Here is a 25,288-nt window from a genome sequence, read left to right as displayed (position 1 = left end):
CCAGTGGTTCCGCAGACGAAGGCCGCTGATACGGGACCTTCCGCACTCGTCGAGGGGACCAAAGTCACCAGAACTACGCATAAAGAAAAAATAAGAGCAGAATGGATGTGCGCGACATCCCGCCGCGCGGCCTGATCGGGCCTGCACGAACCAGAGGAGTCGAGTCTCATGGCCGACGTCTCACACAGGGGAGACATAGCCGCTCACCCTGACGTATCCGAAATGCGGGATCGGCACGCCCGCGTACTCCGTGGACAGGGTGTGTCGATGGTGGACGGGCCCGTGTTCCTCACGGGTCTGTTCTGCGCCGTCTCCCCCTGGGTGGTCCACTTCACCGCGAGCCAGCCCGCCCTCGCGACGCACAACCTCATCATGGGCATCGCGATCGCCCTGCTGGGTCTCGGATTCACCCTCGCACCGGCCAGGATGACCGGCCTGAGCTGGGCCATGTGCGCCATGGGCGTGTGGATGATCGTGTCCCCCTGGGTCGTCGGCAGCAGCCCCGACATGGGAGTCATCCTCACCAACGTCATCATCGGCGCCCTCACCCTCCTGCTGGGCCTCATGTGCACCGGCGCGGCGGCGAAGGAGGGCCGCAGGACGACCTCGACCTGACACAGGGAGGCGAAGCCTGAAAAACCGCGGCGACCCCCGGCTCGGCGGAGAACCGGGGGTCGCCATCGGTCGTGCGAACGCGTCAGGCGGCGCGCCTCACGCTCCCCCGGTGGCTGCGGATGATGTCGGCATAGCGCCGCCCGCTGCCCTTGACCGTGCGCACCTGCGTCTCGTAGTCGACGTGCACCAGGCCGAACCGCTTGTCGTAGCCGTAGGCCCACTCGAAGTTGTCGAGCAGCGACCACGCGTAGTACCCGGCCAGGGGCGCTCCCTTGCGGGCGGCGCTCGCGCAGGCGGCGAGGTGACGGACCAGGTAGTCGGTGCGCTCCGGGTCGTCGATCGTTCCGTCGGGGCGTACGACGTCGGGGTAGGACGAGCCGTTCTCGGTGACGTACAGCTTGCGCGCCCCGTACTCGTTCGTGAGGCGCAGCAGGAGCGTCTCGATGCCGCTCGCGTCGATCTCCCAGTCCATGCCGGTGCGGGGCACTCCCCCGCGGCGCACCTGATGGGCGTAGGGCGCGGGGCCCGTGGGGTCGTCGGAGACGACGGCCGGGAAGTAGTAGTTCAGGCCCAGCCAGTCGAGCGGCTGCGCGATGGTCGCCAAGTCGCCCGCGCGCTCCGGGAGTTCGACTCCGTAGACCTCCTGCATGTCGGCGGGGAAGCCGCGGCCGTGGACCGGGTCGAGCCACCAGCGGTTGGTGTGCCCGTCGACGCGGCGGGCGGCGGCGACGTCCTCGGGGCGGTCGCTGGCGGGCTCGACCGTGGAGAGGTTGTTGACGATGCCGATCTGCGCGCCGGGGGCCGCGGCGCGGATCGCCTGCGTGGCCAGACCGTGGCCGAGCAGCAGGTGGTAGGAGGCGCGCACGGCGGCGGTCAGGTCGGTCAGGCCCGGTGCCATCCGCCCTTCGAGGTGGCCGATCCAGGCCGAGCAGAGGGGTTCGTTGAGCGTGGCCCACTGGGTGACGCGGTCGCCGAAGCGCTCGGCGGCGAGAGAGGCGTACGCGGCGAAGTGCTCGGCGGTCTCGCGCTCGGGCCAGCCGCCGCGGTCCTGGAGCACCTGCGGCAGGTCCCAGTGGTAGAGGGTCACCGACGGCGTGATGCCCGCGTCGAGCAGCCCGTCGATCAACTGGTCGTAGAAGTCGAGGCCCTTGGGGTTGGCGGGACCGTCGCCGCCGGGCACGATGCGCGGCCAGGCGAGCGACAACCGGTAGTCGGTGGTGCCCAGTTGCTTCATCAGCGCGATGTCCTCGCGCCAGCGGTGGTAGTGGTCGCAGGCCACGTCACCGTGATCGTCGTTGTCGATCTTTCCGGGGGTGTGCGAGAAGGTGTCCCAGATCGAGGGGGAACGGCCGTCCTCGGTGACGGCCCCCTCGATCTGGTACGCCGATGTGGCCGTGCCCCACGCGAAGTCGTGCGGAAGTGCGGCAAGGTCGATGATCTCGGACACAGACGTCCTCTCAGACGGAGTTGTGGCAGGGGGAGGGGTCACTTGACGGCTCCGGCGGTGAGGCCGGCGACCAGATAGCGCTGGAGCAGGAGGAAGCCCGCCACCACGGGGATGCTCACGACCAGCGACGCGGCCATGATCTGGTTCCAGTAGACGTCGTTCTGGGTGGAGTAGCCCTGCAGGCCGATGGCGAGGGTGCGGGTGGCCTCGTTCGTCATGACGGAGGCGAAGAGCACTTCTCCCCACGCGGTCATGAACGCGTAGACGGCGACCGCGACGATGCCGGGGATCGCGGCGGGCACGACGACCCTGAAGAGCGCGCCGATCGGCCCGCAGCCGTCGACGAGCGCCGCCTCGTCCAGGTCGCGGGGTACCGAGTCGAAGTACCCGATCAGCATCCAGATGGAGAAGGGCAGCGAGAACGTGAGATACGTGAGGATGAGCCCGCCCCGCGAGCCGAACAGGGCGATCCCCGTGGCGTTGCCGATGTTGACGTACATCAGGAACAGCGGCAGCAGGAACAGGATGCCGGGGAACATCTGGGTGGACAGGACCGTGACCGTGAAGACGCGCTTGCCGCGGAACTGGTAGCGGCTGACGGCATAGGCGGCGAAGACGGCGATCACCACCGAGCAGACGGTGGCCGCACCCGCCACGATCAGGGAGTTCACGAAGTACTTCGCCAGCGGAACGGTCTTCCAGATGTCGATGTACGGGCGGATCGTGAGCCCGCTCGGCATCCAGCGGAACTTGCCCGACACGTCTTGGAGGGGCTTGAGCGAGCTGGACACCATCACGTAGACGGGGAGCAGCACGAAGCCCGTGAGCAGCGTCAGGAAGATCCGCCGCGACCAGAGGAACGAGCGGGGTGCCGCCATCGGCGACCGGGGCTTCGCGGCACCGCGGGGCCGCGCGGCCAGGCGGACGCTAGACATGGGCGGACTTCCTCTCGCGCGATGTGATCCACAGGTAGACGCCCGTCACGGCGAGCAGGAACAGGAGCAGCAGTACGGACATGGCGGAGCCGGTGCCGAAGTTCCAGGTGACGAACGAGGACTGGTAGATGTGGATCGAGATCAGGTCCGCGGCCTCGGGCGCCGACCTGCCGAACAGGACGTACGGCGTGTTGAAGTCGTTGAACGTCCACAGGAACAGGACGAGCACGAGGACCTGGTTGACGGAGCGCAGGGACGGCAGCGTGATGCGGCGGATCTGCTGCCACATCCCGGCGCCGTCGAGCGCCGCCGCCTCGTACATCTCCCTGGGGATGTTCTGCAGTCCGGCCATCATGATGAGGAAGGCGAAGGGCCAGCCCTTCCACACCGACACCGTGAGCAGCGCGAAGAAGCTGTTGTCGCCGATGAGCCAGAACGGCGCGCTGTCGGTGAGGCCCAACTGGTCGTGCAGGACGTGGTTGATGAGGCCGTTGTCCCGCTGGAACATGAAGCCCCAGGTGATCACCGCGGCGTACACGGGCAGTGCGTAGGGGACGAGGAAGAGCGCGCGGAGGAAGCCGCGCCCCTTGAACGTCTCCTGGAGGTAGATCGCGGCGGTCGTCCCGATCAGCCAGCACAGGCCCACCGAGAGGATCGTGAAGGCGCAGGTGACGAGGAACGAGTGCAGCAGCGCCTCGCCCACCGGCGCGTCGAAGTCCACCGACACCTTGTAGTTGTCCAGGCCCGACCAGGGCGCGGCGCCCCAGTCGCGGATGAAGAACTGGGTGAGCTCCTTGAAGCTCATCATGATGCCGATGACGATCGGCAGCAGGTGGACGAGGAGTTCGAGCAGGAGGGCGGGAAGCAGCAGCAGGTACGGCAGGCCGATGCGGCGCAGCCGGCCGGGACGGCGGAGCCGCGGGCCCCGCCCCGTTTCCGGGGCGGTCGCGGGCGGCTCCTTCGCACCCCCCTCGACGATGGTCGTGGTCTCAGAGGTCACGGTCGTGTCGCTCACTGCTTGGACATCTGCTGCTGAGCCTTGACCAGTTCGGCCTTCACCGACCCGGTGCTCACCTCACGGCCGGCCGCGGCGTTCGCGAAGAGGTTCTTGACGGCGGTGCCGACGGCCGTCTCGAACTGCGACTCGTTGGCCACCTGCGGCAGCGGCGCCGCGCTCTTGGCGAGGGTGTCGCGCAGGACCTTCAGCTCGGGGCGGTCGAAGGCGGTGTCCTCCTGGGCCGCCTTGACGGGCGGCACGGAACCGTAGGACTTGCAGAGGATCTTCTGCTCCGCGTCGCTGGTCATGAACTTCACGAACTTCAGCGAGCCGTCGATGTTCTTGGTGTTCTTGAAGACGGCCATGTTGATCCCGGCGACCATCGAGTTGGTGGCCTTGCCCTGGCCCGGAGCACCGGACTGGACCGGCACGGGGGCCACGCCCCAGTCGTCCTCGCTCATGCCCTGCGACTTGAAGGTGGTGGCCGCGGCCTGCCACAGCACCATCGCCGTCTTGCCCTTGGAGAAGTCGCTCAGGGACTGGTTCTGCGCGTACTCGGCGTTGCCCGGCGCGATGATCTTGTCCTTCGCCATCATGTCGACGTACTGCTTCACCGCCGCGACCGCGCCGGGCGATGTGAAGTCGGGCTTGCCGTCCGGGGTGAAGAAGTCGGCGCCGTGCTGCTTGCCGAGGGCGAAGACCTGGTGGATGTTGTTGGAGAGGTTCGCGCCCTCCGCGCCCAGGGCCCACTTGCCGCCCTTGGAGATCTTCTTGCCGTCCGCGACCAGCTCGTCCCAGGTGGCGGGCGCCTTGTCGATGCCTGCCTCCTTGAACATCCTTTTGTTGTAGTAGAGGGCGTACGCCATGGAGTACAGCGGGACGGCCGCCGGGTCCTTGTCCGGCGCCCCCGCCGAGCCGAGCGCGGACTCCACGAAGCGGTCCTTGCCGCCGATCTTGGCGAAGTTCTTCTCGTCCCAGGGCAGCAGGGCCCCGCTGGCCTGCAGCGACGCGCTCCAGGTGTTGCCGATGTTCAGGACGTCGGGGCCCTGCCCCGACGTCGTCGCGGTCAGAATCCGGTTGAGCAGCTCCGACCAGGGGACGACCTCGAGCTTGACCTTGATGCCCGTCTGCTTCTCGAACTTGGCGAGTTCGGGCTTGAGGATCTTCTTGTCCGCCTCGATGTTGGGTCCTTGGTTCGACGCCCAGTAAGTCAGCGTCTTCGGCGAGTCGTTGGACCCCTCGCCACCCGTCGTCGAACCGCCGCCGCAGGCGGTGGCGGTGAGGACGAGCGAGAGTGTGGCGGCGCCGACGGCGGCGGCGGCTCGGAATCTGCGCATGGCTCCAGGTATCCCTTCCGGAGGGAGTCACGGGTCGGATGGCTCAGCGCCGGCTGGAGACAGCGCTGCGTTCAACTCTTGAATGACCTCATGACTTAATTTAGGACGTGAGTTAAACCGGCGGGGAAGATACCGTCAAGGGGTCACACAGAACCAACTTCGAGGCAGAGCAGGCCGGAAGGAACCACATGGCTGGGCAGCGCAACGGGCGCACGGTGCACGACCTGCGGCGGGAGAACCGCGCCGCCGTACTGCAACGGCTGTACTTCGAGGGGCCGATGAGCCGCTTCACGCTCGGGCCCGCGACCGGACTGAGTTCAGGTTCCATCAGCAACGTCGTGGCAGAGCTGGTGACGGAGGGGTGGGTGGAGGAGGCGGGCAGCGTGGAGTCCGACGGCGGACGCCCCCGGACGCTGCTTCGGGTCGCGCCGGGCCGCGGCCAGCTGATCGGCGTGGACGTCGGCGAGACCCGCGTACGCGTCGAGCTCTTCGACCTTTCACTGTCCGAACTCGCGCGCACAGAACGCCCTCTGACGCTGAAGAAGTACGACGTGGGAGCCATCGCGGAACAGATCCGCGACGGCATCGGCGAGGTCCTGGACGCGGCGGGCGCCTCGGCCGAGGAGCTCCTCGGCGTCGGGATCGGCGTACCCGGAATCGTCGCGCGCGACAGCGAACTGGGCGCCGTCGTGCACGGGCAGACCATCGGCTGGAACGCGGTCCCGCTGGAATCCCTGCTGCGCGACTCGGCGCGCGGCGCCTCTCAACTGCCGCCGTCCGTACCGTACTTCATCGACAACGGGGCCAAGACCCTCGGCCAGGCGGAGATGTGGTTCGGCGCCGGGCGCGGGACGCACAACGCGGTGGTGGTCCTGTTCGGCTCGGGTGTCGGCGCGTGCGTCGTCACCGAGGACGTGGAGCAGGGCCGCGCCCTGGAGTGGGGACACCTCACCGTGCGGGTACAGGGCAGACAGTGCCGGTGCGGCGCGCTTGGCTGCCTGGAGGCGTACGCGGGTGCGGAGGCGCTGCTCGAACGGTGGCAGGAGGCCGGCGGGCGCCCGCCGGGGGGCACGGACGAGGAGAGCGCACTCACCGCCATGCTCGACGCCGCCTATCCGGAAGGCGACGGCGCGGCCGATCCCACGGCGCTGCTGGTCCTCGAGGAGACCGCCGAGTACCTGGGCGCGGGCCTCTCCGACCTGATCAATCTCTTCCAGCCCGAGCGGATCCTCGTCGGCGGCTGGGCCGGGCTCCAGCTCGGGCAGCGCTTCCTGAGCGCGGTCAAGCGCTACATCCCCACGTACGCCCTCTCGTACCCGGCGGGTCGCGTCACCATCGACCTGGGCCGCCTGGGCCCGGACGCGGTGACCGTCGGCGCGGCGACGCTGCCGCTCGCCGACTTCTTCGCGCGGGGCGGGCGACGGGCCGCGCCGGCCCGTGAGGCCGAACTGCCGGGCTGGCAGACCGCGTTGGAGGGGCGTCAGCCCTCCTAGGGTCGCCGGCCTGCTGGAGACGCCGCCCCTCCTAGGGCCGCACGTCCTCGGTTCGCGGAAGCTCGCCGGCGGGGGCGGCCTGGCCCAGGAGGGTCACCGCCTCCCTGGACGGCGAGCCGGGCTCGGTGACGGCGAGCACCAGGTTCTGGTCCACCGCCTGGGGGAGATGAAGGCTCTGCTGGGTGACGGTGAGGGTGCCGACGAGGGGGTGGCGCATCTCGTAGCTGGCGAAGTCGCAGGGGTGCACCCCGTGACCGGCCCACATGGCGGCGAACTCGGCGCTCTTCACGGCGAGTTCACCGATGAGCGAGGTGAGCAGCGTGTCGTCGGGGTAGCGTCCCGCGACCATCCGCAGATTCTCGACGACGGCCTTGGCCTTCGCGTCCCAGTCGGTGTACAGCGCGCGGGTGTGGGGGTCAAGGAACAGCATCCTGGCCAGGTTGGGGCGCTCCGCCGCGCGCTCGGGGCTCTCTGGGCTCAAGTGCGAAGCGAACAGCGCGTGCCCGAGACGGTTCCAGGCGAGCACGTCGGCGCGACGGCCGCTGACCAGCGCCGGGACGCTCTCCAGGGTGCTCAGCAAGTGGAGCGTGGTGGCGCCCACGTGCTCGGGGCGCGGGCGGCGGGCCGGGGCGCGCCTCCGGCCGGCGTCGGCGAGGTCGTGCAGATGCCCGCGCTCCGGCTCGTCGAGGGCGAGGGCCCGGGCGACGGCGTCCAGGATCTCCGGGGACGCTCCCACCGACTGGCCCTGCTCCAGCCTCGTGTAGTACGAGGCGCTGACTCCGGCAAGGAGCGCGAGCTCCTCCCTGCGCAGGCCCGTCACGCGCCGCCGGTCGCCGTAGTCCTTCAGGCCCACGTCCGCGGGGCTCAGCTGGGAGCGTCGCGCGTACAGGAAGTCGCCGAGCCGGCCTCGTTCGCTCATGCCCCCAGTCTGCACCGGTCCCTCCCCGGCAGCCTGACCCTGTCCGGGGTAGGCAGCGGCGGGTCTGGCTGACCTGCACGGACGCGGGCGACGGTGGTGCTCCGAAGCCCATCCGCCCCGGCCATGGAGACCCGCATGGAACTGGCACAGATCGAACTCGGCGACGTCACCGTCACCCGCGTGAAGGAGTTTTACGGCCCCGTCGGCATGACGCCCGGCCAATTCCTCCCCACCGCGCCGGAAGACTCCTGGCGCGACGACACCGCCTGGCACGCCCCCGACTTCCTCGACCCGCGGACGAACATCGTCAACTCCGCGGTCCAGAGCTGGCTGCTGCGCAGCGAGGGGAAGACCATCCTCGTCGACACGGGCGCGGGCAACGACAAGGAGCGGCCCTACTCCCCGGTCTGGAGCCACCTGCGCACCGACTTCCTGGGCGGCCTGGCGCGGGCGGGTGTCGCCCCCGAGGACGTCGACATCGTGATCAACACGCATCTGCACGTCGACCACGTCGGCTGGAACACCCGCCTGGACGGCAGGGAGTGGGTCCCCACCTTCCCCAACGCCACCTATCTGCTGCCCGGGGACGACTTCGAGTTCTGGAACCCCGAGAACGGCCACAAGACCCTCCTCGGCCGCGGCAACCAGAACGTCTTCGAGGACAGCGTCGCCCCCGTGCACCGCGCGGGCCAGGTGCAGCTGTGGGAAGGACACCACCGGATCGACGCCAACCTGCGCCTGGACGCGGCGCCGGGACACACGCCCGGCTCCAGCGTGCTCACCCTCACCAGCGGCAGGGACCGCGCGGTCTTCGTCGGCGACCTCCTGCACAGCCCCGTCCAGCTCGTCGACCCGGACCACAACAGCTGCTTCTGCGAGGACCCCGACGGCGCCCGCGCCACCCGCCGCCGGATCCTCGGCTGGGCCGCCGACCACAACGCGCTCGTCGTGCCCGCGCACCTGGGAGGCCACGCTGCCGCCGAGGTCGTGCGCTCGGGCAGCGCCTTCGCCATCAAGGGATGGGCCCCCTTCACGCCGTATGCGCGCGAAGGAGCGGACGCGGGCGAGGCACAGGTGACGAAGGCATGACCATCGCGAACCGCACCGTGACCACCGCGAACCGCACCGTGACCACAGCACAGGGCGCGGTCACCGGCGCCCGGCACGAGGGCATCACCGTCTTCCGCGGCATCCCGTACGCCGCGCCCCCGGCCCGCACCGGACGCTTCGCCGCGCCCGAGCCGCATGCCCCCTGGGACGGCGTCCGGGACGCGACCGCACCCGGGCCCACCGCCCCGCAGGCCGAGCGGAACCTGGGCGCCATCGACATGTCGCCCTACTTCGGGCCCGGTTGGGTACCGGGAGACGACTACCTCACCGTCGACGTATGGGCCCCGGACCCGGCGCCCGACTCCCTCCGCCAAGGCCGCGCCCTGCCGGTCATGGTCTTCGTGCACGGCGGAGGCTTCGTGGCGGGATCGACCAGGGCGAGCCTGTACGACGGCGCCGCCTTCGCGCGCAGCGGCGTCGTCCTGGTGACCGTCAACCACCGCCTCGGGATCAGCGGATTCCTCGACCTGCCCGGAGCGCCGCGCAACCGCGGCCTCCTCGACGTCCTCGCCGCCCTGCGCTGGGTACGGGAGAACATCGCCGCGTTCGGAGGCGACCCCGACCGGGTCACGCTCTTCGGCCAGTCCGCCGGCGCCACCCTCACCGGCGCCGTCATCGCCGCACCCGAGAGCCGGGGCCTCGTGCGGCGCGCCATCGTGCAGAGCGGCAGCGGCCTGGGCGCCTTCTCGCCCGAGCAGGCCGCCCGCGTGACGAAGGCGGCGGCATCGGCCCTGGGCGTCGCGCCGCACGCCGACGCCTTCGAGTCGGTCTCCGACGCGCGCCTGGTGGAGGCCACGACCGGACTCGGCGGGATCGACCTGCGCACCACGACCGCCCACGACCCGCTGATCGGGCTCAGTGCCTTCGGCGTGGTCGCGGACCGCCAGCCCGCCGATGCGATCGCCGCCGGGCTCGGCAGCACCGACATCGACCTCCTCATCGGCACCAACGCCGAAGAAGGCAACCTCTACCTCGTCCCCTCCGGTGCCTACGGCGCCTCGACGACCGCCGACGTACGGGCCGCGGCCGAGCGCTCCCACCCCGAGCCGGACCTGCTCCTGGACACCTACCGCGCGGCGCATCCCCGGGCCACCCCCGGCGAGCTGCGCGCCGCCGTCATGGGCGACGCACTGTTCGGCGCGGGAAGCTGGGCCCTGGCCGATGCGCACGCGGAGCGGTCCTCCGGCGCCACATACAGCTACCGCTTCGACTGGCGCTCGCGCGCCTTCGACGGGCTGCTCGGCGCCACCCACACGATGGAACTCCCCTTCGTCTTCGGTCTCGACCCGACCCAACTGCGCGGTGACAACGCTCTGTTCGGCCCGGCAATCCCTCCTGCCGACCTGGCTCCCCGGATGCACGCCGCCTGGATCCGCTTCGCCCGCGACGGCGCCCCCGGCTGGTCCCCTTACGACACCCGCCGCCGCATGACGACGGTCATCGGCCGGAGGTGGGCGGAGCACGAGGACCTGCGGGGTGACATACGGCGCGCCTGGAAACGCTGAGCCTGCGGACACCCGCGGGTCGGGTCGCGGCCTGTGCCTGCCGAAGAAACGGTATGAACTCTCTGCTCGCCCGGGCCGCCGCCCTTCTCTTCCCCGACACCGAGGGCCATCACGGCGTGCTGCCTCCGCTGCTCGTCGTGCTGACCTTCGTCACGGGACTCGTCGACGCCGTCAGCTATCTCGGCCTCGACCGTGTCTTCGTCGCCAACATGACCGGCAATGTGGTCTTCCTGGGCTTCGCGCTCGCGGGCGACGTGCAGTTGTCCGCGACGGCGTCACTCCTGGCGGCCGGTTCGTTCGTGGCCGGCGCGTGGCTGGGCGGGCGGATCGCACCACGGCTCGCGCGGCCGCTGCGGCTGTTCGCGCTGATCGTCGGGGCGCATGCCGTGCTGGTGGCGGCGGCCCTGGTGCTCGACATCGCCGCCGACGTCAGGGACGTACTGATCGTGCTGCTCGCGCTCGGCATGGGCCTGCAGAACGCCGTGGTCGGCAAGCTCGCCGTACCCGATCTGAACACCACCGTCCTCACGCGCACCCTGACCGGCCTGGCCGCCGACCGCTTCGGCCCGGCGACGGTGCGCCGGTTCGTGTCGGTCGCCGCGATGTTCGCGGGCGCCCTCGCGGGCGGGCTGCTGCAGCTCCACCACGGCACGGTCGCCGCGCTGGCGCCCGCGCTGCTGCTGCTCGCGCTCGTCGCTCTGACGGCGTTGCTGCCGGGTGCGGCCGAGCCGCGGGCGAGCTGAACTGCGTACGAGCCGAGCCGAGCCGCGGGCGACCGGGGGGCCGCCCGCGCGAGCCGCGCCGCCTACCGGGCGCCCTCGACGAGCCGGGCGAGATTCGCCAGCGCCATCCGCGTCCCCGTCTCGTTGTCGGCGGCGGGCACGCTGTCGGGGATGCCCTCGTGCACGATGCGGACGTCGGTCCCGCCGTCCGCGCCCGCATCGGTGAGCGTGGTCGTCATCGTCATGGTGCCGCCCAGCCCGGGATCCGCGGTCTCGAAGGCGAGTACCTCGACCACCTGCTCGTCCGGTACGAGCTTGGCGAAATGGCCGTGGTACGTGTCGGTGTGCGAGGCCGATTTGCCGGTGCCGGACGGATCGTCGTACGTGAGCGAGACGCGGAACCGGCCGCCTTCCCGGGCCTCGAAGGCGTGCACCTGGCTGCTCATGCCGTCCGGCACGCGCCAGCGCGCGATCGCGTCCGCGTCCAGAAGCGCCCGGTAGACGGCCGCGCGCGGGGCGTTCACATGTCCGGACACCTCGGTCGAGTACATGAGGACCAATCTAGGACGCCGGCTGCCCGAACGGAGCCCACCGGACACACAGCCGGACACACAGGACGCGCCGGGTCACTCGCTCAACTGCCGGATCGCGCGAGCAACCCGCTGAGAAGGACTTCGAGCCCCTCTCGGAGGAACGAGGTGAAGTCGAGCCGCAGCGCGGCGAGTTCAGGATCAGCTTCATAGGCGGCCAGCATCGCGGCGGACGGCTGCGAGTGCGTCCAGGCGGCGCCGGTCACCAGCACGGCGCAGGCGGCGAACCGCGCGCCGTCGTCCTCGGTGAGCTCCGGCAGGTGTGTGCGCACCAGGCCGACCAGGACGCCGACGCTCGCGATGGCGGCGCGCTTGTACTCCGCGGCGACCTGCGGCGAGACATTGCGTTCGAGAACCGCGGCCTGCGCACTGACCAGGTCGCACAGCACCGGGCGGGCCGCCAGGGACGCCGCGAGCGTGGCGGCGATCTTGTCGCCCCGCTCGGCGGGGGGCGCCGCGGCGTCGACCGCGGTGGCGAGTTCGCCGTCCAGATCCCGGAGCCACTCCCCCAGCGCGACGTCGAGCAGTTCGAGCAGCACGGCCTCGCGGGACTCGAAGTAGCGCAGAACGTTCGACTTCGCGAGGCCGACGCGGCGGCTCAGCTCGTTGAGGCTCACCTGGGCGACCGGCATCTCCGTCAGCATCGAGCCCGCGGTGTCCAGGATCGCCTGCCTGCGCACGGCACGTTGTTCCTCGCTGCGGGCCCGCCTGAAGGGGGTTTCTGTCATGACCGAAGTCTACAGACCCCCGGTCTGTTGTTATCGGACCGGCGGTCTGCTAGCTTCGAACACAAGAGACCGGCGGTCCGATATTCATGTCCCGCAACGGCATTCCCTTTCGGCCGACGGCCCCGCTCTGTCCCTCCACTCCACTCCACTCCAAGGAGTCACCATGTACGTGGTCCCCGACCAGACCGGCACTCTCGCCGTCATCACCGGCGCGAACAGCGGTACCGGCAAGGAAACCGCCCGCCGACTCGCCGGTGCCGGAGCACACGTCGTGCTGGCCGTGCGTACGGTCGCCAAGGGCGAGCAGGCCCGCGCCGAGATCCTCGCCGAGCACCCGCGGGCGCGGATCGACGTGCGCCGGGTCGATCTCGCGGACCTGGCGTCGGTCGAGGAGTTCGCCGACGGGCTCATCGTCGAGGGCACGCCCCTGGACCTGCTGGTCAACAACGCCGGGGTGATGGCGCCGCCCACGCGCATGACCACGGCCGACGGCTTCGAGTTGCAGCTGGGCAGCAACTTCCTCGGCCCCTTCGCACTGACGCTGCGGCTCCTGCCCCTGCTGCTCGCCGCGAAGGCACCGCGGGTGGCCACCATGAGCAGCGGCACGGCCAACTACGGGCGGATCCGCTTCGACGACCTCCAGTGGGAGCGCCGCCGCTACAGCCCCAACCTCTCGTACGCCCAGTCCAAGCTCGCCGACCTGATGCTGACCCGGCAGCTCGCCGACGTCGTCGCCGCGCGCGGCTGGAACCTCCTGAGCACCGCCGCCCACCCCGGCTACACCCGCACCAACCTCCAGACGGCGGGCGCGAGCCTGGGCCGCGACAAACCGAAGTTCTCCCTGCTCACGTCGTTGGACTTCCTGCCCTCGCAGGGCGTCGAACAGGGCGCGGAGCCCCTGCTGTACGCGGCGACGAGCCCCGACGCCGTGGCCGGCGGCTACTACGGTCCGGGCGGCCGCTTCGGTCTCGTGGGCCCCACCACCACCGCACGGGTGACCAAGCGGGCCCTGGACACCGCGGCCAACGCCCGCCTCTGGCGCGAGGCCGAACTCCTCACCGGGGTCACCCTGCCCGCCCCCGTCGCCTGACGGGAATCCCGCCCTCAATCCCGTCCTCGGCCGGCAGCTGATGTCCCAGGCGCGCCAGCGGGGAGAGCGCCATGAACAGCGGGGACAACGCCAGACAGACGGCGGTGAGCAGCAGACTCGTCCTCAGCCCCAGTGTCCCGGCCAGGAAACCGCCGAGCAGCGAGCCGACCGGTGTCAGGCCCATGCCGACGAAATTGATGGTCGCGACGACGCGCCCCTGCATCCGCACGGGCGTGATGGCCTGGCGTACGGCCATGGCCGTGACGTTGACCAGCTGGCTGAAGACACCGAAGACGAAGTTGACCGCCATGAGCGCGGCGAGGGTGACGGCGGTGGAACCGTACAGTGCCGGCACGCAGAGCAGCACGCCGTCGGCAAGCACCGCCGAGACCACGAGGACCCTGCCGTAGCCGAATCTCCCCGGCAGTCTCGCCGAGAGCAGGGCGCCGACCACCGCGCCGGGACCCATCGCGGCGAGCGCCAGGCCGACCGCCAGGCCCGACAGGTGCAGTTCGCGGGGCAGGAAGAGCAGGTAGACGGTCATCACGGCCGCGAAGGAGAACTGGAAGAGGGCCGATGCGATGCCCACGGCCCGCAGAGATGTGTTGCTGAGGACCAGGTGGAGGCCTTCCCGGATCTGACGCCGGACGCGCGGCGGCCCCTCGGCATTCTCGTGTACCGCCTCGCGACGGCGGATGTGGCGGATCGACACGAAGGACAGCGCGAAGAAGAACGCACTGACGGCAGTGGCGATCGGCGCGGAGAACACCGACACCATCGCGCCCCCGAGCGCGGGCCCGCCGATCTGTGCGGCGGACCGGCTGCCCTCCAGCGCGCTGTTGCCCGCCAACAACTGATCGCGCTCCAACAGCCTTACCAGGGAGGCCTGGTAGGCCACGTCGAAGAACACGCTGAGGGCGCCCACGAGAAAAGCGGCCGTGAGCAACACGGGCATCCCGAGCACTCCGAGTACGTACGCGAGAGGGATCGCGGCCAGCGCCAGCGCACGCCCCAGGTCCGCGACGACCATCACGTTGCGGGAGCGGCGGCGGTCCACCCACGCGCCGGCGAAGAGCGAGAGGAGCAGGATCGGCGCCTGCTCCACCGCGCGCAGGGCGCCGAGCTGTCCGGCACCGACGTCCAACGCCACCACGGCGATGAGCGGCAGGGTCACCTGGCAGGCCTGCGCCCCGAGTTGCGATGCGGTCTGCCCCAACCAGAGCCGGCGGAAGTCGGCGTCGCGCCACAGACTCGACCGGGGGCTCGGGGAAGCGGCACGAGACGCGCCGGGGACACGGAAGGCGAACGGCACAGGGACCCCTTGAGGCAGGAAAAGGTTCGCCGTGCCGCATCTCAGGGGGCAGCACGCGATGACAGGTCGATGGACCTATGGCGTCAACGCGTGCTCAGTGACCGGGCATCTCGATTCCTGCTCCTCGGGAATGACGTGTTCCCGGAGTCACGGGATCACGTGGTGTCGGCAGGCTAGCCTCCCGGCCACCTGCCACGAAAGCGCTTTACCGCCCCCGCATATCCTCTGCCGGATGACCCGCCGCACGCCGCCGCGCCCCGTGAACGTGGAGCAACTCTTCCCGGAGGTCGTTCGCTTCAAGAAGGAGGCGGTGCGCCTCCACCCCCGCGCGGGCGACCCGACGTTCCGCGAGAGTTCGGTCGGCGGGCCCTTGCTGTGGCCGGCGACCGAGCCGTGGCCGGTGTGCGACGAGCACAAGGGGGCGCCGGTAGTGGCCGTCGCGCAGATCTACCGGGACCATGTGCCGGACGGCGTCGTCACGTTCCCGGAGGGCCGCGATCTGCTCCAGGTGCTGTGGTGCCCGCGCAAGCACAGCGGGGGCCAGTGGGTCGTCCCTCAGGTCCGCTGGCGGAACGCGGGCGCGGTCGGGCAGGCCCTCGACACTCCGCCGCTGCCCGCCGTGCGGCACGAGAAGTACGTGCCGCGCCCCTGTGTCGTACATCCGGAACGGGTGACGGAGTACCCCGGTTGGGACCTCGCGCAGGACGTCTGGGACGCCCTGGGGGGACGTTTCGAGCAGGTGGAGAAGGAGACCGGCTGGGACTACCAGTCCCACCTCTCCACCGCTCCGGGCACGAAGCTGGGCGGGTATCCCGGCTGGGGCCAGGACCCGCAGTGGCCGGCCTGCACACAGTGCGGCCGGCCGATGGAGCACCTGCTGACGTTCGAGAGCAGCGAGGGCGACTCCGGATCCGCGCGGACCTGGACACCGGTCGAGGACCACGAGGTGCGATACGAGGACGCGGGAATGATGTTCGGCGACGTGGGCGGGGTCTACCTCTTCGAGTGCCGCACCTGCCCCGACCGCCCGGGCACCCACCGCTTCGACTGCGCCTAGCCGGATCGGCCCGCGGCACCGCGGAGGGTCAGGCAGCGGCGGGCGCGGCCTGCTCGGTGAGGCGGGCGACAACCTCGGCGAGGCCCTGGACGACCTCGGTGTCGTCGGCCGGGTGGGTCTCGGCGAAGCGCGTCAGGGAAGCGGGGATGGACAGCTTGACGTCCTCCAGGACCGCGCCACCGGCGAGGCCCGCGGCCTTGCGGGCCTCGTCCTGGGCCCACACGCCGCCGTACTGGCCGAACGCGGTGCCGACGACGGCGACCGGCTTGCCGGAGAGCGCACCGGCGCCGAACGGGCGGGACAGCCAGTCGATGGCGTTCTTCAGGACGGCGGGCATGGTGCCGTTGTACTCGGGCGAGAAGAGGAGGAAGGCGTCGACGCTGCCGGCCGCCTCGCGCAGGCGGGCCGCGGCCGCGGGCAGGCTGCCGTCGGCGTCGATGTCCTCGTTGTAGAAGGGCACGTCCGCAAGACCTTCGAACAGCTCGATCTCCACACCGGAGGGCGCGTGCTTGGCCGCGGCCTCGGCGAGCTGGCGGTTGTGGGAGCCGGCGCGGAGGCTGCCGACGAGAGCGAGGATGCGTACTGACATGGCGGAACTCCAGAAAGAAGTGCGGACGTACTCACATACGGGGCATACGGGGCGATACGGGTTGCGCATCAAGCGGACCGAGGTCCGTTTAAAGTTGTACCACCTATCCGGACCGCGGTCCACTTAGCTGCTCGCAGCGCTACGCTTGACCCATGACCGGCTCCGTTCCCCCGCCTCTCCCCTCCGCGCCCGGCACACCGGGCGGGGCGACCGAGCTCGCCCTCACCCCGATCGGCGAGCCGCCGCCCCTCAGGGCCGACGCGGCACGCAACCGCACGCGCCTCCTCGAGGCGGCCTCGCAGCTGATGTCCGGGTGCGGGGCCGCGCAGCTGACCATGGACGCGGTGGCCACGGCGGCCGGAGTGGGCAAGGGAACCGTCTTCCGGCGCTTCGGCGACCGCACCGGGCTGCTCGTCGCCCTGCTCGACCACCGCGAGCAGCAGCTCCAGGCCGCCTTCCTCACCGGACCGGCCCCGCTCGGCCCCGACGCCCCGCCCCTGGAGCGCCTGCACGCGTTCGGCCCCGCGCTCGTCCGCCACGAGCGCGACCACCACGAACTGATCCTGTCCTCCAGGACCGACCCCCTGCGCACCTACGACGTCCCGGCGAACCGCCTGCGCCTGACGCACGTCACGATGCTGCTGCGCCAGGCGGGCGCCACGGGCGACACCGAGCTCCTGGCGCACACCCTGCTCGGCTCCATCGACAGCGTGCTCGTCCACCACCTGATCGTCGAGCGCGCGATGCCGCTCGACCGCGTACTGGCCGGGTGGCACGACCTCGTCACGCGCCTGGTGACGCGACCGCCCTCAGCGGCCTGATCCCGGTTCCACCTCACTCCCGGACTTACCCCTACACGCCGATCGCGCCGTCGATCCGCTCCCGGAGCAGATCGGCGTGGCCGTTGTGCCTGGCGTACTCCTCGACCATGTGCATGAGCACCCAGCGCAGCGACACCGTTCCGCGCCATCCGTCGTCGCCCTCGACATCGAGGTCGGGGGCCGTCGCGACGAAGCGGTCGGCGAAGGCGACCTCGGCGCGCCATGCCTCCCACGCCGCGGCGATCACGGCCGGTTCGGGCACGGCGCCGTCGAAGTCCTCGTCGGGGCTCGCGTCCGTGCCGAAGCGGAGCGGCACGTCCTGACCGGCGAGGACACGTCGGAACCAACGGCGCTCAACATCGGCGAGATGGCGCACGAGGCCGAGCAGCGAGAGGGTGGACGGTTCCACGGAGCGGTGTGCCAACTCGGCTTCCAGGCCTGCGCACTTGAGCATGAGTGTGGTGCGCTGAACCTTGAGGAAGTCGACCAGCATGGGCCGCTCGTCGCCGGTGGTCCGTGCGCCGAGCCGGTCGTCCCGCTCTTCGTCCACGAACAGTTCCGCTCGCCTGCGTCCGGTGGTCATGGCCGCCATCCAACCCGGCGGGGGGCGTGCGGGGCCAGCGGTTATCGGCGGCCGGGGCGGATCATGCCGTCGTCGCCCGTCGCGAGGAACTGCGTCGCCGCAAGCTCTCCGTAGAGCGGATCGGCCGCCACCAACTCCTCGTGGGTGCCGGACGCGCGGACCCGTCCCGCGTCCATCACCACGATCCGGTCGGCCAGCGTCACCGTCGAGAGGCGGTGTGCCACCACCAGGACCGTCACCTCCCTGGAGACCTCGGCTACGACGTCACGCAGGGCCAGTTCGTTGACCGCGTCGAGCTGCGAGGTCGCCTCGTCCAGGAGCAGGAGGCGCGGTTTGCGCAGCAGCGCCCTGGCGATCGCCACGCGCTGGCGTTCACCGCCGGACAGCTGGGAGCCGCGGTGTCCGACCAGCGTGTGCAGACCGTCCGGCAACCGTTCGACGAGCGTGTCGAGGCGGGCCCGTACGAGAACGTCCCGGATCTCCTCGTCGGTCGCGCCGGGCGCCCCGAAGAGGAGGTTCTCGCGCAGCGTGCCGGCGAGGACGGGCGCGTCCTGCTCCACGTAGCCGATGGCGGAGCGCAGTTCGGCAAGGGGCCACTCGTGCACGTCACGGCCGTCGACGAGGACGCGGCCGCCCGTCGCGTCGTAGAACCGCTCGAGCAGACCGAAGACGGTGGTCTTGCCCGCGCCCGACGGTCCGACGAAGGCGGTCATGCCGGGGCCGGGGATGTCGAAGCTCACGCCGTGATGGACGTACGGAAGGCCCTCCCGGTAGCGGAAGGTCACGTCCTCGAAGGAGACGGCGGCGGGGCCTTGCCGCCTCGCCTGTTCCGCCTGCCCCTGACGCGGCTTCTCCGCGGGCCCGGTGACGTCCTCCGTCTCCAGGCGCTCCGCCCGTACGATCCGCGCGATGGCCGCCGAGCCGACCTGGTACTGCGAGACGCCCTCGACGAGACGGGACACCGGGTCGATCAGGTAGAAGAGGAACAGCAGGAACGCCACGAGGGTCGAGACCGATATCGCGCCGGACGCGACCCGCGCACCGCCGATGCCCAGGACGGCCAGGAACGACACCTGCACGGCGAAGCCCACCGAACTCCACGCCACCGCCTGCCATTTGGCGGACCGCACACCGTGGCGCCAGGCCTCCCGCGCGGCGGCCTGCACGGCGGCCGTCTCGCGCTCCTCGGCGCCCGAGGCCTTGACGGTGCGGAACGCGCCGAACGCGCGCTCAAGGGCGGTCGAGATCGTGCCGACCGCTTCCTGGGCCCGTTCCGTCGCCTGCGCGATCTTCGGCATCACCAGCGCCACCGCGCCGCCGATGAGCACGATCACGCCGAGGGTGACGCCGAGCAGGACGACGTCCATGAGGCCCATCATCACGATCGTCGCGATGAAGGTGAGCCCGCCCGCGACCGCGGACACGACGGACTGCGTGGTGACCGCGCGCAGCAGTGTCGTGTCCGAGGTGATGCGGGACATCAGGTCGCCGGGCTGGGTTCGCTCGACCTCCGGCAGGCGCAGCCGCAGCAGCCGCCCGATGAGGGTGCGCCGGGCCGCGAGCACGACGGACTCGGCGGTGCGTTCGAGGACGTACGCGCCGACGGACTCGATGGCGGTGCCGAGCACGACGAGCGCGGTGAGCAGGAGGATGATCCCGGCGATCGAGTCGTCGCTGCCGAGCCGGTCCACCAGGGCCTTGGCGGCGAGCGGCTGGGCGAGGCCGGTCGCGGCGCCGATCAGCGTGCAGAGGGCGCCGAGCGCCACGGCCGCGCGGTGCGGGCGGAAGTAGCGGTAGAGCGCCCGCCAGGTCTCGGCGGCGGCAAGACGCTCGGGGGCCGGCTGCTCCGGCGCGTTCTTGGTCACGTCAGGCAGGACGCCGGCGAGGGCTGATCTGCCTGACTCGGTGAGGGCTGCTCCGCCTGACTCGCCCTCGTCGCTTCACCGCCTCCATGCGCGCGGCATCCACTGATGGGTCATCACTTCTTACGCAGCTCGGGTCAAAAACCCCAAAAAACATATAAGCATCTGCTTCGTTCATCTTCCTGCGGTCTACACATGGTTTCGACCAGGAAGCGAGTGAACGGAGTGGGTATGCGCTCGGTCGGCCGAAGGCACGCACTGGGCCTCGGACTTGCGGTGGCAGCAGGCGCGGGTCTCGCCGGGTGCGGCGCCAAGGACGGGGGGTCCAAGGACTCGGCTTCCCCCTCGCCGTCCGGGAAGGGGCGAGGAGAGGGGCACGACGAAGACGGCGGCCAGCACGGCGCTCAGCAGAAGCAGCCTCCGGAGAAGCCGATCGGCGACGGCTCCACGGCGTATTCGGGGCAGCAGCCGAACCAGCCCGACACGCCCGTCCCCCTGGAGCCGGGTGAGACACCCCCGCAGTTCGTGGTCTTCTCCTGGGACGGCGCGGGCGAGGTCGGCAACGGCCTCTTCCCGCGCTTTTTGAAGCTGGCCGAGGAACACGACGCGCGCATGACGTTCTTCCTCTCCGGTCTCTACCTCCTCCCCGAAGCCAAGAAACGGCTGTACAAGCCGCCGAACAACGCGGTCGGCGCCTCCGACATCGGCTATCTCACCGACGGCCACATCAAGGAGACGCTGGGGTACGTCCGGCAGGCCTGGCTCGAAGGCCATGAGATCGGCACGCACTTCAACGGGCACTTCTGCACCGGCACCGGAAGCGTCGCCAACTGGACACCCGCGCAGTGGCAGAGCGAGATCGACCAGGCCGCATCCTTCGTGAAGGAATGGCGCACGAATACCGGCTGGACCGACCTGCCGTCGCTGCCTTTCGACTACGACAAGGAACTCGTCGGCGGCCGCACCCCCTGCCTACTCGGGCAGAGCAATCTGCTGCCGGTGGCCCGCGAACGGGGCTGGCGTTATGACTCGTCGTCGCCCGGTGGATTGCAGCGGTGGCCGGAAAAACGCCTCGGGGTGTGGGATCTGCCGCTTCAGCAGATCCCTTTCCCCGGGCACCGGTTCGAGGTCCTTTCCATGGATTACAACGTCCTGGCCAACCAGTCGAAGAATTCGACGCGAGCACCCTCGTACAACTATCCCGGCTGGCGCACCCAGGCCATCGGGTCGTATCTCGCCGGTTTCCGGCGCGCGTACGAGACGAACCGCGCTCCCTACTTCATCGGCAACCACTTCGAGGACTGGAACGGCGGCATCTATATGGACGCCGTCGAACAAGCCCTCAAGCGGATGGCCGGGAAAGAGGACGTGCGCCTCGTCTCCTTCAGGCAGTTCGTCGACTGGCTCGACGTCCAGGACCCGGCCGTCCTCGCCAAGCTGCGCCGACTCGAAGTGGGACAGCGCCCCGACGGCGGTTGGCACAGCTTTCTCGGCAAGTCGACCAAGCGAGAAATCAACAGAGAGATGGAGACAAGAAGTTGAGCGTGAACCGGTTGAAGCTGAACCACGTTTCGGTGAAGTACGTGTCGGTGGCGGGAATCGCGGCCCTCGCCGTGCTGACCGGCCCCGCGGCGGCCGGTGCCGGCGCCGCGACCCCGCCTCCCGCGCCCGCTTCCGGAGCCGAGGCACCCGGAGCCGAAGCGCCCGCACCCGGGACAACCGGAACCGCAGCGACCGGAACCCCCGTGCCGGGAGCCCCCACGACCGCGGCCCCGCGTCCCACTCTGACGGCGAAGTCCACCGCGAGCAGCGTGCGCGCGTGGCAGGACTTCCACATCTACGGAGTCGCCCGTCACATGCGGGCCGGCACCCGCGTCACGCTGCAGCAGCTGCAGGGCAAGCGGTGGGTGGCGCTGCCCGCGTCGGTGTACACCGCGCGCTCCGGGGCGTACAACATGCGGGTCAAGCTGGGCTGGAAGGGCCGCAACTCCCTGCGCATCGTCGGCGGCGGCGCCGTCTCGCCGGTCCTCAAGGTCACGGTCCGCTGAGCCGGTAGGCCCGTAACCGATTGTCCCGGTCACCCGTGTCACCCCGGTCATGAGCCGACGCGCTCATGACCGGGCGGCGTTCAGCGATCTCATGCGACGCCCCGCCGCCCGAGACCCGCCTCGGGCGCGAGCGCCAGGACGCCCACCTTGCCGGTGTGGCGGTTGGCCTGGACGAGGCGGGCGGCTTCGGCCGTGTCCTGGAGGTCGTACGTCACCGACAGGGCGGGCCGGATATGTCCGAGGTCCAACAGGCGGGCCACCGCGGCCTGCTCGTGGAGGTTGGCCCCGTGGCTGCCGATGACGCGCTTGAGCCGCATCCAGAGGTAGCGGTTGTCGAACTCGTGGAGATAGCCGGTGCTCGATCCGCAGGTGACGACGGTGCCGCCGCGGCGCACCACGAAGACGGACAGCCCGAAGGTCGCCCGGCCGACGTGCTCGAACACGATGTGCGGGTCCTCCCCCACCGCGGCGCGGATCCGCTTGCCGAGCTTCTTGCCGACCGCTGTCGGATCGGCCGGAGCGGTGCCGGTCAGGCCGATCTCGGCGCGGTTGATCACCGCGTGGCAGCCGAAGGCACGGGCCCGCTCCGCCTTCTCCTCGCTGCCGACCACGCCCACCGCGATGCCGCCGCCGTTGCGCACGAGCTGCGCGGCGTAGGCACCGAGTCCGCCCGCCGCGCCCCAGATCAGCACGATGTCGCCCTGCGTCATGCGCGCGCCGCGGTCGCTGACCAGCATGCGGTAGGCGGTGCCTGCGCAGAGCGGGTTGGCGGCTGCTTCCTCCCAGGACAGCTGCCCCGACTTGGGGAGGAGTTGACTGGCGCGGACCACGCAGTAGTGCGCGAGCCCGCCGAAGTTGGTCTCGAAGCCCCAGGCCAGCTGGGAGTCGCCGAGCATGCCGTCGGCGTGGGTCGCAGGTTCCTCGTCGTCGACGTAGACGGGAGAGACCACGACCTCGTCACCGATGGTCCAGCGGCGTACCCCGGCCCCCGTCCGGACCACGACGCCTGCCGCGTCCGATCCGACCACGTGATACGGCTGATCGTGCCGTGCGGCCCAGCCGCCTTTCGCACCGAAGTGCCGCAGAAAGGCGAAGGTCGATATCGGCTCGAACATCGCGGACCACACGGTGTTGTAATTTATCCCGCTGGCCATGACGGCCACCAGGACTTCGTCCGGGGCGAGTTCCGGCATCGGAACTGCTCCTACATGGAGTGTTTTCCGGACGTCTTTGTCCGCCACTCCCGTAAAACTCTCCACGTCCTCCCTCCGCAGATGCGCGGCGGTGTATTCGGCGGGTAAGGGAAGTCGGCGCAGTTCGTCCGCGCCGGCTCCCGCTACGACTGCCTCTGCGAGCACATCCATGACGTTCCTCCTTCGGCACAGCTGTCCTGTGGTGCGTATACGGTGCGGGCGCAGCCCGCATCTCACAAGCAGATCGGCTTCAATTCATCGGGATCGCTAGTCGATCCCTCGCGCGGTCATCACTTTCCGAGTAGAGGCCTCCTCATTTCAGTCGCTAATGTCCGGCCCATCCGCACGGAAAGGTGAGGAATTCCATGGCTGAAGAGAGCGCGAACGCCGCTTGGGGCGAACGCATGGGCACAGGAGACCGGGTCGTGGTGGGGGTGTTCGTCGGCATTCCCTTCGTCGCGGTGATCGCGTCCGTCGTCGTGCTGTGGGGATGGGGCGTCACCTGGCACGACCTGGTGATCGGCGCGGTGATGTACGCCATCGCCGTGCACGGCATCACCATCGGCTACCACCGCCTGTTCACGCACAAGGCGTTCAAGGCGGCCCGCCCCCTGAAAATCGCCCTCGCCGTCGCCGGAACGATGGCCGTCGAGGGCGACGCGATCACCTGGTGCGCCGACCACCGCCGCCACCACCAGTTCGCGGACCAGCCGGGCGACCCGCACTCCCCCTGGCGGTTCGGCACTTCCGTGCGCGCGCTGCTCAAGGGCATGGCGTGGGCGCACGTCGGCTGGACGTTCAACAACGACAAGACCAATCAGCAGAAGTACGTCCCCGACCTCCTCGCCGACCGTGATCTGGCCCTGGTGGCGCGGTTGCAGCCGCTGATCGTGCTGTTCTCCTTCGGTGCGCCGGCTGTGGTGGGAGGGCTCTGGGGCGAGGGCAGTTGGGACTCCGGCGCCGCCTGGTCGGCCTTCTTCTGGGCCGGCCTTGTGCGCATCGGTCTGCTCCATCACGTCACCTGGTCGATCAACTCGATCTGCCACATCAGCGGGGACCGGCCCTTCCGGTCCCGGGACCGCTCGGGAAATGTGTGGTGGCTCGCCCCGCTCTCGGGCGGTGAGTCCTGGCACAACCTCCACCACGCCGATCCGACGTCCGCCCGGCACGGCGTCCTGCGCGGCCAGCTCGACTCCAGCGCCCGGCTGATACGCCTCTTCGAGCTGGCCTCGTGGGCAAGTGCGGTGCGGTGGCCGGACGAGCGAAGGCTGGCCCGCCTCTCCGTCGCCGACGTCAGGACACCTCCGGAGGAAGCCCAAGACCCGCCGCGAGCGTCGGCCAGGAAGCCTTGAACTCCTTCTGCCAGGAGGACCAGGCGTGCGAGCCCCCGCTGTAGAAGTGGACCGTCGCCGGGATGCCGGCACGGTCCAGCTTCCGGTCGAAGGCGTGCGCCTGGTTCCACAGCGTGCCCTCCAGGACGGCCCCTTCGAGGTTGCCGAAGTCGCTGCTGGGGATGCCGCTGCCCTGCGAGACGTAGAGCCGCGTTCCGGAGAGGCGCTCGGCCAGGGCGGCGGGGTTGTGGCTGTTCCACTTCTCGCGGTGCAGCAGGGGGCTGCCCCAGAGGGCCGAGGGCAGCAGCAGTTCCCTGGCGACGATGGCGTTCATCACCGTGGGCATGCCCAGGGCCGTCGTGTCCACGACGCCGCTGTACGAGGCCGCCGCCCCGAAGGTGCCGGGATGCCGGGCGGCGAACGCCATGGCGCCGTAGCCGCCGGTCGAGACCCCGGCGACGGAGCGGCTGTCGTTCGCGCGATAGGAGTCGCGCAGGAGGCCCGCCAACTCCTCGACCTGGAAGGTCTCGTAGTCGGGGGCGGCGGGGCTGCCGTGGTTCCACCAGTCGGTGGGGATGCCGGTGGGGCCCGAGGCCGGCATCACCGTGATGACGTCCTTGTCGGCCAGGAACTCCTCGACGTCCGTCTCGCGGGTCCATGAGGTGTAGTCGTCGTGGGCGCCCTGGAGGAGGTAGAGCACCGGCCAGGTGCGGTCGGGCTGCTCCTTGAAGCGGGCCGGCAGGATGACGCGTACGGGCAGCTGTTTGCCCACGGCGGGTGAGTCGACGGTGAGGTCGACGGTGCGGGCATCCAGCCATTTCTCGCCGACGACGCGCGGGCCTTCGGCGGCTGCGGCCGCTGCCCGGGACGCGGCGGGTGCTCCCAGGGCGGTGGAGGTGCCCAGGGCTCCGCCGGTGGCGAGCAGGGCGGTGACCGCGGCGAGGGCGGCGAGCTTCTTGCGGGGTCTGCGGTGCTTCTGCGGCATGGGGGCGGTCCTCTTCTCG

The 25,288-nt window shown here is 70.4% G+C and carries 24 protein-coding genes; 11 read left to right on the top strand and 13 right to left on the bottom strand.

All coding sequences use genetic code 11. The annotated features are described in order from the left end of the window. Nucleotides 1-168: 168 nt before the first annotated feature. Complete coding sequence (locus tag ACWFR3_RS14885) at nucleotides 169-615, top strand: SPW repeat protein (RefSeq protein WP_453734955.1); 447 nt, start codon at nucleotides 169-171, stop codon at nucleotides 613-615. 82 nt (nucleotides 616-697) lie between these two features. Here the strand turns inward: ACWFR3_RS14885 and ACWFR3_RS14880 are convergent, their stop codons facing one another. Genes ACWFR3_RS14880 through ACWFR3_RS14865 form a run of 4 tightly spaced genes read right to left on the bottom strand, consistent with a single transcriptional unit; the run spans nucleotide 698 to nucleotide 5,331 of the window. After that, nucleotides 698-2,062 carry a GH1 family beta-glucosidase gene (locus tag ACWFR3_RS14880; protein ID WP_453734954.1) on the bottom strand — a complete coding sequence of 455 codons (1,365 nt, stop codon included), beginning with the start codon at nucleotides 2,060-2,062 and terminating at the stop codon, nucleotides 698-700. A 38-nt stretch (nucleotides 2,063-2,100) separates the two neighbouring features. After that, nucleotides 2,101-2,997 (bottom strand): carbohydrate ABC transporter permease, encoded by an 897-nt coding sequence (locus ACWFR3_RS14875; protein WP_453734953.1) that lies wholly within the window; start codon nucleotides 2,995-2,997, stop codon nucleotides 2,101-2,103. Beyond that, complete coding sequence (locus ACWFR3_RS14870) at nucleotides 2,990-3,976, bottom strand: carbohydrate ABC transporter permease (RefSeq protein WP_453735031.1); 987 nt, start codon at nucleotides 3,974-3,976, stop codon at nucleotides 2,990-2,992. The genes ACWFR3_RS14875 and ACWFR3_RS14870 overlap by 8 nt, the downstream gene beginning before the upstream one ends. 32 nt (nucleotides 3,977-4,008) lie before the next feature. Then, on the bottom strand, nucleotides 4,009-5,331 hold the full coding sequence (locus ACWFR3_RS14865) for an ABC transporter substrate-binding protein (RefSeq protein WP_453734952.1): 1,323 nt from the start codon (nucleotides 5,329-5,331) through the stop codon (nucleotides 4,009-4,011). Nucleotides 5,332-5,519: 188 nt separating this feature from the next. On the opposite strand from ACWFR3_RS14865, the gene ACWFR3_RS14860 reads away from it, so the two are divergent. Beyond that, the gene (locus ACWFR3_RS14860; RefSeq protein WP_453734951.1) at nucleotides 5,520-6,824 is read left to right on the top strand and encodes an ROK family transcriptional regulator; all 1,305 of its coding nucleotides are present in this window, start codon (nucleotides 5,520-5,522) and stop codon (nucleotides 6,822-6,824) included. 31 nt (nucleotides 6,825-6,855) lie between these two features. Here the strand turns inward: ACWFR3_RS14860 and ACWFR3_RS14855 are convergent, their stop codons facing one another. Next, nucleotides 6,856-7,743, bottom strand: coding sequence for a helix-turn-helix transcriptional regulator (locus ACWFR3_RS14855; RefSeq protein WP_453734950.1), 888 nt, complete (start codon nucleotides 7,741-7,743; stop codon nucleotides 6,856-6,858). 141 nt (nucleotides 7,744-7,884) lie between these two features. Here ACWFR3_RS14855 and ACWFR3_RS14850 point away from each other — a divergent pair, with 141 nt between their 5' ends. The 3 genes from ACWFR3_RS14850 to ACWFR3_RS14840 are packed head-to-tail and all read left to right on the top strand — an operon-like array spanning nucleotide 7,885 to nucleotide 11,101. Continuing rightward, complete coding sequence (locus ACWFR3_RS14850; protein WP_453735030.1) at nucleotides 7,885-8,832, top strand: MBL fold metallo-hydrolase; 948 nt, start codon at nucleotides 7,885-7,887, stop codon at nucleotides 8,830-8,832. Continuing rightward, a complete protein-coding gene (locus tag ACWFR3_RS14845; protein WP_453734949.1) occupies nucleotides 8,829-10,358 on the top strand; it encodes a carboxylesterase/lipase family protein in 1,530 nt (509 codons plus the stop codon). The genes ACWFR3_RS14850 and ACWFR3_RS14845 overlap by 4 nt, the downstream gene beginning before the upstream one ends. A gap of 53 nt (nucleotides 10,359-10,411) precedes the next feature. After that, nucleotides 10,412-11,101 carry a YoaK family protein gene (locus ACWFR3_RS14840; RefSeq protein WP_453734948.1) on the top strand — a complete coding sequence of 230 codons (690 nt, stop codon included), beginning with the start codon at nucleotides 10,412-10,414 and terminating at the stop codon, nucleotides 11,099-11,101. Nucleotides 11,102-11,163: 62 nt separating this feature from the next. On the opposite strand, the gene ACWFR3_RS14835 is transcribed toward ACWFR3_RS14840, so the two are convergent. Together ACWFR3_RS14835 and ACWFR3_RS14830 are read right to left on the bottom strand one after the other, a co-directional pair. After that, nucleotides 11,164-11,631, bottom strand: a complete 468-nt coding sequence (locus ACWFR3_RS14835) for an SRPBCC domain-containing protein (RefSeq protein ID WP_453734947.1) — start codon at nucleotides 11,629-11,631, stop codon at nucleotides 11,164-11,166. 83 nt (nucleotides 11,632-11,714) lie between these two features. After that, the gene (locus ACWFR3_RS14830) at nucleotides 11,715-12,398 is read right to left on the bottom strand and encodes a TetR family transcriptional regulator (RefSeq protein ID WP_453734946.1); all 684 of its coding nucleotides are present in this window, start codon (nucleotides 12,396-12,398) and stop codon (nucleotides 11,715-11,717) included. Between the two features lie 163 nt (nucleotides 12,399-12,561). Between ACWFR3_RS14830 and ACWFR3_RS14825 the strand changes: the two genes are divergently transcribed. Further along, a complete protein-coding gene (locus ACWFR3_RS14825; protein WP_453734945.1) occupies nucleotides 12,562-13,488 on the top strand; it encodes an SDR family oxidoreductase in 927 nt (308 codons plus the stop codon). Here the strand turns inward: ACWFR3_RS14825 and ACWFR3_RS14820 are convergent. Beyond that, nucleotides 13,463-14,800, bottom strand: coding sequence for an MFS transporter (locus ACWFR3_RS14820; protein WP_453734944.1), 1,338 nt, complete (start codon nucleotides 14,798-14,800; stop codon nucleotides 13,463-13,465). The two genes, ACWFR3_RS14825 and ACWFR3_RS14820, sit on opposite strands and share 26 nt — an antisense overlap. A gap of 232 nt (nucleotides 14,801-15,032) precedes the next feature. On the opposite strand from ACWFR3_RS14820, the gene ACWFR3_RS14815 reads away from it, so the two are divergent. Beyond that, nucleotides 15,033-15,857, top strand: coding sequence for a DUF1963 domain-containing protein (locus tag ACWFR3_RS14815; protein WP_453734943.1), 825 nt, complete (start codon nucleotides 15,033-15,035; stop codon nucleotides 15,855-15,857). 28 nt (nucleotides 15,858-15,885) lie between these two features. On the opposite strand, the gene ACWFR3_RS14810 is transcribed toward ACWFR3_RS14815, so the two are convergent. Next, a complete protein-coding gene (locus ACWFR3_RS14810) occupies nucleotides 15,886-16,446 on the bottom strand; it encodes an NAD(P)H-dependent oxidoreductase (RefSeq protein ID WP_453734942.1) in 561 nt (186 codons plus the stop codon). Nucleotides 16,447-16,598: 152 nt separating this feature from the next. Between ACWFR3_RS14810 and ACWFR3_RS14805 the strand changes: the two genes are divergently transcribed. Next, a complete protein-coding gene (locus ACWFR3_RS14805; protein WP_453734941.1) occupies nucleotides 16,599-17,267 on the top strand; it encodes a TetR/AcrR family transcriptional regulator in 669 nt (222 codons plus the stop codon). Between the two features lie 31 nt (nucleotides 17,268-17,298). Here ACWFR3_RS14805 and ACWFR3_RS14800 read toward each other — a convergent pair whose 3' ends face one another. Together ACWFR3_RS14800 and ACWFR3_RS14795 are read right to left on the bottom strand one after the other, a co-directional pair. Next, complete coding sequence (locus ACWFR3_RS14800; RefSeq protein ID WP_453734940.1) at nucleotides 17,299-17,850, bottom strand: DinB family protein; 552 nt, start codon at nucleotides 17,848-17,850, stop codon at nucleotides 17,299-17,301. A 41-nt stretch (nucleotides 17,851-17,891) separates the two neighbouring features. Then, complete coding sequence (locus tag ACWFR3_RS14795) at nucleotides 17,892-19,715, bottom strand: ABC transporter ATP-binding protein (RefSeq protein WP_453734939.1); 1,824 nt, start codon at nucleotides 19,713-19,715, stop codon at nucleotides 17,892-17,894. A gap of 228 nt (nucleotides 19,716-19,943) precedes the next feature. Between ACWFR3_RS14795 and ACWFR3_RS14790 the strand changes: the two genes are divergently transcribed. Both ACWFR3_RS14790 and ACWFR3_RS14785 read left to right on the top strand, forming a co-directional pair. Continuing rightward, nucleotides 19,944-21,254, top strand: a complete 1,311-nt coding sequence (locus ACWFR3_RS14790; RefSeq protein WP_453734938.1) for a hypothetical protein — start codon at nucleotides 19,944-19,946, stop codon at nucleotides 21,252-21,254. Nucleotides 21,255-21,256: 2 nt separating this feature from the next. Then, nucleotides 21,257-21,760: a hypothetical protein gene (locus ACWFR3_RS14785; protein ID WP_453734937.1), complete on the top strand. Its 504-nt coding sequence runs from the start codon at nucleotides 21,257-21,259 to the stop codon at nucleotides 21,758-21,760. An 89-nt stretch (nucleotides 21,761-21,849) separates the two neighbouring features. Here the strand turns inward: ACWFR3_RS14785 and ccrA are convergent, their stop codons facing one another. Then, on the bottom strand, nucleotides 21,850-23,124 hold the full coding sequence (gene ccrA / locus ACWFR3_RS14780) for a crotonyl-CoA carboxylase/reductase (protein WP_453734936.1): 1,275 nt from the start codon (nucleotides 23,122-23,124) through the stop codon (nucleotides 21,850-21,852). A 194-nt stretch (nucleotides 23,125-23,318) separates the two neighbouring features. Between ccrA and ACWFR3_RS14775 the strand changes: the two genes are divergently transcribed. Then, nucleotides 23,319-24,305 carry an acyl-CoA desaturase gene (locus ACWFR3_RS14775; protein WP_453734935.1) on the top strand — a complete coding sequence of 329 codons (987 nt, stop codon included), beginning with the start codon at nucleotides 23,319-23,321 and terminating at the stop codon, nucleotides 24,303-24,305. Here ACWFR3_RS14775 and ACWFR3_RS14770 read toward each other — a convergent pair. Further along, nucleotides 24,247-25,269 carry an alpha/beta hydrolase gene (locus ACWFR3_RS14770; protein ID WP_453734934.1) on the bottom strand — a complete coding sequence of 341 codons (1,023 nt, stop codon included), beginning with the start codon at nucleotides 25,267-25,269 and terminating at the stop codon, nucleotides 24,247-24,249. The two genes, ACWFR3_RS14775 and ACWFR3_RS14770, sit on opposite strands and share 59 nt — an antisense overlap. Between the last annotated feature and the right edge of the window lie 19 nt (nucleotides 25,270-25,288).

The sequence above is a fragment of the Streptomyces sp. NPDC055189 genome (assembly GCF_053606765.1).
Note: the sequence above shows the minus strand (reverse complement) of the source record. Positions and strands in the feature narration are given on the sequence as shown.

Coding starts and splice junctions, on each gene's coding strand:
- ACWFR3_RS14800 (WP_453734940.1), bottom strand. CDS start 17,850: ATGACCACCGGACGCAGGCGAGCGGAACTGTTCGTGGACGAAGAGCGG.
- ACWFR3_RS14815 (WP_453734943.1), top strand. CDS start 15,033: ATGACCCGCCGCACGCCGCCGCGCCCCGTGAACGTGGAGCAACTCTTC.
- ACWFR3_RS14840 (WP_453734948.1), top strand. CDS start 10,412: ATGAACTCTCTGCTCGCCCGGGCCGCCGCCCTTCTCTTCCCCGACACC.
- ACWFR3_RS14865 (WP_453734952.1), bottom strand. CDS start 5,331: ATGCGCAGATTCCGAGCCGCCGCCGCCGTCGGCGCCGCCACACTCTCG.
- ACWFR3_RS14775 (WP_453734935.1), top strand. CDS start 23,319: ATGGCTGAAGAGAGCGCGAACGCCGCTTGGGGCGAACGCATGGGCACA.
- ACWFR3_RS14810 (WP_453734942.1), bottom strand. CDS start 16,446: ATGTCAGTACGCATCCTCGCTCTCGTCGGCAGCCTCCGCGCCGGCTCC.
- ACWFR3_RS14885 (WP_453734955.1), top strand. CDS start 169: ATGGCCGACGTCTCACACAGGGGAGACATAGCCGCTCACCCTGACGTA.
- ACWFR3_RS14875 (WP_453734953.1), bottom strand. CDS start 2,997: ATGTCTAGCGTCCGCCTGGCCGCGCGGCCCCGCGGTGCCGCGAAGCCC.
- ACWFR3_RS14770 (WP_453734934.1), bottom strand. CDS start 25,269: ATGCCGCAGAAGCACCGCAGACCCCGCAAGAAGCTCGCCGCCCTCGCC.
- ACWFR3_RS14805 (WP_453734941.1), top strand. CDS start 16,599: ATGACCGGCTCCGTTCCCCCGCCTCTCCCCTCCGCGCCCGGCACACCG.
- ACWFR3_RS14855 (WP_453734950.1), bottom strand. CDS start 7,743: ATGAGCGAACGAGGCCGGCTCGGCGACTTCCTGTACGCGCGACGCTCC.
- ACWFR3_RS14835 (WP_453734947.1), bottom strand. CDS start 11,631: ATGTACTCGACCGAGGTGTCCGGACATGTGAACGCCCCGCGCGCGGCC.
- ACWFR3_RS14845 (WP_453734949.1), top strand. CDS start 8,829: ATGACCATCGCGAACCGCACCGTGACCACCGCGAACCGCACCGTGACC.
- ACWFR3_RS14825 (WP_453734945.1), top strand. CDS start 12,562: ATGTACGTGGTCCCCGACCAGACCGGCACTCTCGCCGTCATCACCGGC.
- ccrA (WP_453734936.1), bottom strand. CDS start 23,124: ATGGATGTGCTCGCAGAGGCAGTCGTAGCGGGAGCCGGCGCGGACGAA.
- ACWFR3_RS14860 (WP_453734951.1), top strand. CDS start 5,520: ATGGCTGGGCAGCGCAACGGGCGCACGGTGCACGACCTGCGGCGGGAG.
- ACWFR3_RS14790 (WP_453734938.1), top strand. CDS start 19,944: ATGCGCTCGGTCGGCCGAAGGCACGCACTGGGCCTCGGACTTGCGGTG.
- ACWFR3_RS14830 (WP_453734946.1), bottom strand. CDS start 12,398: ATGACAGAAACCCCCTTCAGGCGGGCCCGCAGCGAGGAACAACGTGCC.